Source organism: Anaeromassilibacillus sp. D41t1_190614_C2 (genome assembly GCF_015558525.1).
Lineage (GTDB): Bacteria > Bacillota > Clostridia > Oscillospirales > Acutalibacteraceae > Anaeromassilibacillus > Anaeromassilibacillus stercoravium.
Genome location: NZ_JADMOD010000032.1, coordinates 1 through 5,213 on the forward strand (window position 1 = coordinate 1; position 5,213 = coordinate 5,213).

General features: G+C 53.5%; 1 protein-coding gene and 1 pseudogene. Both read left to right on the plus strand.

Annotated features, from left to right (window positions below; all coding sequences use genetic code 11):
- A pseudogene (locus tag I2G69_RS13935) lies at window positions 1-870 on the plus strand (FIVAR domain-containing protein); the annotation flags it as partial.
- 534 nt (window positions 871-1,404) lie between these two features.
- Window positions 1,405-5,213 (plus strand): beta-L-arabinofuranosidase domain-containing protein (locus I2G69_RS13940; RefSeq protein ID WP_195560987.1); only part of this gene is annotated, 3,809 nt, incomplete at its 3' end.

A 5,213-nucleotide genomic window follows, 5' to 3' on the forward strand; every position in this document is an offset into this window, starting at 1 on the left:
TATGCCGAGGAGAACCCGCTGAAGGCGGACGTGGACGAGGCATATGACAACCTGCAAGCAGCGATTGAAAAGTTGGACTTCCGTGCGGATATGAGCGAGCTGCAAAGCTTGGTGGACGAAGCGAACACCTTCGACCCGGACGACTATATCCAGGATGAAGCGTTCGATACCTTTACCACGGTATTGGCAGAGGCAGAGGAACTGCTTCTGAACGCAGACGCAGCGCAGGCCGACGTGGATGCGAAGGCCGAGGCCCTGACGAGAGCGATGGCAGCCCTGCGCAAGATCCCGAGCAAGGATGAGCTGAACAAGCTGATCGCTGAGATGGAGCAGAAGGATCTGGACGGCTACACCGACCGCAGCGTGGCAGCCTTTAAGGCAGCGCTGAGCGTTGCGAAGACGGTTGCCGCGGATGCGAATGCAGACGGCCAGGCGATTGCAAAGGCATATACCAACCTGGAAGAGGCCGCGAATAACCTGGTCAAGGCGGAGAAGCCGGGCATGGGCAACAGCGGCAAGGGCAGCACGTCTGCCAATGTTGGCAACGCATACGGCGCAGCGGGCGTTGTATCCGCAGCCCAGGGCGTGGCCAGCCAGAAGGCGTATGTGGTTTCCGACACGACGGTGAACTTCACCTTGAAGAGAGGCAGCGCATACTGCTTCAAGATGACCGTGGTCAACGGCAACGCCATGACGCCGGGCTTCACGGCCGGCAATGGCGAAGTGCTGAAGACGCAGTTCGTGGCGAAGATCGGCAACGACTACTACTACAGAGTCTATGCAACCGGCACGCCGGGCCAGAGCACGGGCGTTTATACGACCCTGCCGGGCAATGTCCCAGTTAAACATTGTGCAGTGACGATTGGCTAAATGCTTTCTTAGGGAACGCCGTAGGCGCGAAAAGACGCCGTGCGTCCAGTGAAGCATTGTGCCGTGACGATTGCGTAAGAGCTTTCGTAGGGAACGCCGTAGGCGCGAGAGGCACAGTGTGCCCGCGAAAGACGCTGCGCGTCCATTGCACGGTAACGATTGCATAATCGTAGACCGGGCATCTAAATAAAAAGGGAAGATTTTCCCGATAAACAACAAGGCTCCTGTCCGGGAATCTTTCCCGCGACAGGGCCTTCTGTGTTTTCCATCCATATTCGAATGGACTCAATTGAAGAGCATAGAGCTGTATTGTAGGAGATATTTTCTATTTCTATAATAAGTTTTATATGAGAAACGTTCCTTTTTCTAATTCATACATAAATGTTAAAAAATTGTATAATTCTACTTGTTTTTTATAAATACAAGCTGTTTTTTTATGATTATGATTGGGGTAAGAGAGAAAATCAAAGGGGAGGAGGCATCTAATCGTTTGTAACCAGAAGATTTTAAGGAACATGTGAAAAGGAGGATTTTATGAAAAAGAAACTGGCAGCGTGCCTGTTAAGTGCAACCATCCTGTTTTCCAGCGTGTCTACGGCATTTGCTGCCGTGCCGGCAAACGCAGAGCCGCAGGAACCCGCCAAATCGGTGGATTTCACCCACGTAAAAATTACGGATGATTTTTGGACAGCCCGCCAAAAGCAGTTCATCTGCAAGGTTATCCCCACCGGGATAGCTAATGTAGAAAAGGCGACGGGTGGCATCCCCAATATCATCAATGCCGCCAAGATGCACCGCGGGGAAGAATACGATGCGTTCCAAGGCGCGTTTTATGTGGATTCGGACGTCCATAAGGTGTTGGAATCCATGTGCTATGCCCTGCAAATCGACCCCATGGGGGACCAGGAGATCATCGACGGGCAGCAGTATATCCGCGACAAGCTGGAAGAATGGATCCCCTATTACGTGGACGCACAGGAGGAAAACGGATATTTTGATACGTATTTCATCCTGGGAGCCAATGGAAATACGCCCAAGTGGTGGGACTTCAATCTTCATGAGCTCTATTGCGCAGGCCATTTCTATGAAGCGGCCGTAGCACATTACCGCGCGACAAATGGGCAGGACACCCGCCTGTTTGATATGGCTATCAAGAACGCGGATTATGTGTGTTCCCTGTTTGGCGAGGGAAAATGGAAGCAGGTGCCGGGGCATCAGGAAATTGAGCTTGCCCTCGTAAAACTGGCAAACCTCTGCAACGAGATCGGCGGCGAATACGCCGAAAAAGCGCAGAATTATATCACATTGGCGGAATTCTTCCTGGATACCCGCGGGGACTACGAAGGACGGCATGGCACCAACCACAACAACCAGTATGACCAAGACCATTTGCCCGTAGCGGAGCAGAGGGAAGCGGTCGGCCATGCGGTGCGCGCTGGCTATATGTATACCGCCATGGCGGACATCAACCTCTTGGAGCAGGACGGCCGGTACGACGAGGCGCTGCTTGCCCTGTGGGATGACATTGAAAACAAAAAGACCTATGTCACCGGTGGAATTGGCTCCAATCCGTCCAACGAAGGATATGGAAATGCATACGACCTTCCCAACGACACCGCCTATTGCGAAACCTGCGCCAACATTGCAAACGTGATGTTCAACCAGCGCATGAACCTGCTCTTCGGGGACAGCAAATATGCGGATATTGTGGAGCGCGGCCTGTACAACAGCATCATCAGCTGTGTAAACTTTGAGGGCGACACCTTCTTCTATGGCAACCCCATGAGCAGCAACGGCAATAAGCACCGTTCAGAGTGGTTCGGCACGGCATGCTGCCCGCCGAACTTGATGCGTACGGTGGAGTCTTTGGGCGGCTATATCTATACCCAACAGGGCGATGTGATTACCCAAAACCTCTATATCGGCAACAATGCATCCATCGATCTCGGTGAAGATACGATTGGCCTGCATACAGAGACCGATATGCCCTGGGAGGGGACAACCTCTATTACCGTGGAAGTCGATCATCCGACGGAATTCACCTATCGCCTGCGGATTCCCTCCTGGGCGACCGACGGGAATACCCTTTCCATCAACGGGGAATCCATTTCCGCAGAGCCTGACGGGCAGGGCTATGTCGTCTTGGACCGCGTCTGGAACGACGGCGATACGATTGATTTGAACTTTACGATGGAGACAAAGCGCGTCTACTCCGATCCGCGGGTGGAAGCAAACCAGGGGAAAGTCGCGGTCAAACGCGGCCCCATTGTCTATGCGGCGGAAGCTGTAGACAACGAGTATGCCATCAACCAGTACTATCTGCCGAAGGACGCCACCTTCACCACCAAGTGGGTAGATAACCTGGAAGATGAAAAATTTGACCGCCCCATTGAGTACCCGCCCTATGTGGAGGCGAATTTGAGCGAAGATTTCGAAGACGCCGAAGCCGCCTCTGCGCGCTGGACAAAAGTGGGCGATGAAGAGAACATCGAGATCGCCGATGGAAAGGTTCACATAGCCAAGGGACTCAACAATAAGCTGGTTGCAGGCGACGAAGCATGGAGCGACTTCGCTTTGGAAGCGGAAATCACGCTGGGGCAGGATGGCGTAGATTCCGGCAATGCAGGCGTATTGATTCGTTCTACACAGGAAGGCTCCGGCGCCGATAATTACCATGGTTACTACTTTGGCATCGGGTTGGAAGGCGCAGAGTACGGCAAAGCCAACGGCAGCTGGACACGGTTTGGGAAAAAGACCTATGATATTGAACTCGGTAAGACCTATACCCTGAAGGTGCTTGCTTACCAAAATACGTTCCTGTTCTTTGTCGATGGCGAGCAGGTCGGCTCCTTTAAGGACTTGGAGCACCAGGCAGGCAGAATTGGCTTGCGCAGCTATAACCGGGAGGCCGAGGCCGACAACATAACCGTACGGCCCTTGACGGAAGAGGAAATTGCCTTGACACAGGCGCCGAGCGAAGACCCGTACCATGTGAAACCGGCCATGCAGGTTGTGGCAAACGCCAAGGTGCAGATCGGCGACGAAGATATAGATGCGCCTCTGGTGATGACGCCCTATTATGCGTGGGACAACCGTGAAAGCGGCGCTATGGCAATCTATTTGCGTGAAGATCGTATCGTTTTCCCATTGGAAAGCTACGCGACGCCTTCCGCCTCCGGTGTCTCCCAATACGACACCATCGAGGGATTGAACGACGGCACAGACGCACGGTGGACCTCTTACCAGACCCCGCTCAATCCGTGGGTGCAGTATGACTTTGACGACCCGGTCAGCCTGTGGGGATGCGACGTCAAGTGGTATGACGACAACGGCGGCGTCCAGATCCCGGATGGATTGGAAATCGTCTATTGGAATGGCGAAGAATTTGTCCCGGTGACGCCGGCCCGCGAATACAATTATTTCACAAAGAATGCATACGATTCCTACGAATTTGATCCCATTGTCACCACGAAGATTCGCCTGAATATCAAGAACGATGTCAAGAATGTCGCCTCCGGTATCATGGAGTGGAAGCTTCAGGGAGAACGGGGCGAGGTTGACTTTACAAATGTTCCTCTCACAGAGGTCTATTACGGAGATAAACCGTATGCAACGGAATACAATGTGCTCAATGTAACCGACTTTACGCCGGTGACTGCGCAGAATTTCCGCATCCTGATGGATGGGCATAAGCCGGTCGGCATGAAGGAATTCCGCCTCCAGAAGACGGATGGAACCTACGCCGAACAGGATGCAGCGGTCAGCGCATCGTATACCTGTACCACTACCAGTCTGGATGCGGTCAACGACGGCGAAGGTTGGGAAACCTCCGCTGAGAATGGCAATCCAAAGGGCACCTGGTCGACCTACCCGAACGCTGGGGAGCACTGGGTACAGTACAGTTTTGATGCCCCCATCGAAGTTCAGCAGGCGGAAGTTTGCTGGTACCGTGCCTGGGACGACGGCGTGATCGTACCGGACACCTGGAAGATTCAGTATGAGAAGGACGGGGAATGGGTGGATGTGCCGCACAGCACATTTGCTCTGTCAGACTTTGACAACGACGTTATGGAATACACCGTGGGCGTATCGCCTGACAGTGGGATTCCGAACGTGGGCGCGAAGGCCGAAGCATCCTATGCACGGATCTCCATTGAACAGGCGGAAGCAATTCCCGGAACCGCTAAGATTACGGTCTGGGCATCGGGCGTTGCAGATAGCGAGCGCACCTATTTGATCCATTTTGTAGAAGAAACCATTCCCACTGAGCCGCAGCTGCTGACGGTACAGTGGAGCGGCAACGCATCGATGAGCGTCGAGGGCGAAGCGGAGGAAATCATCTC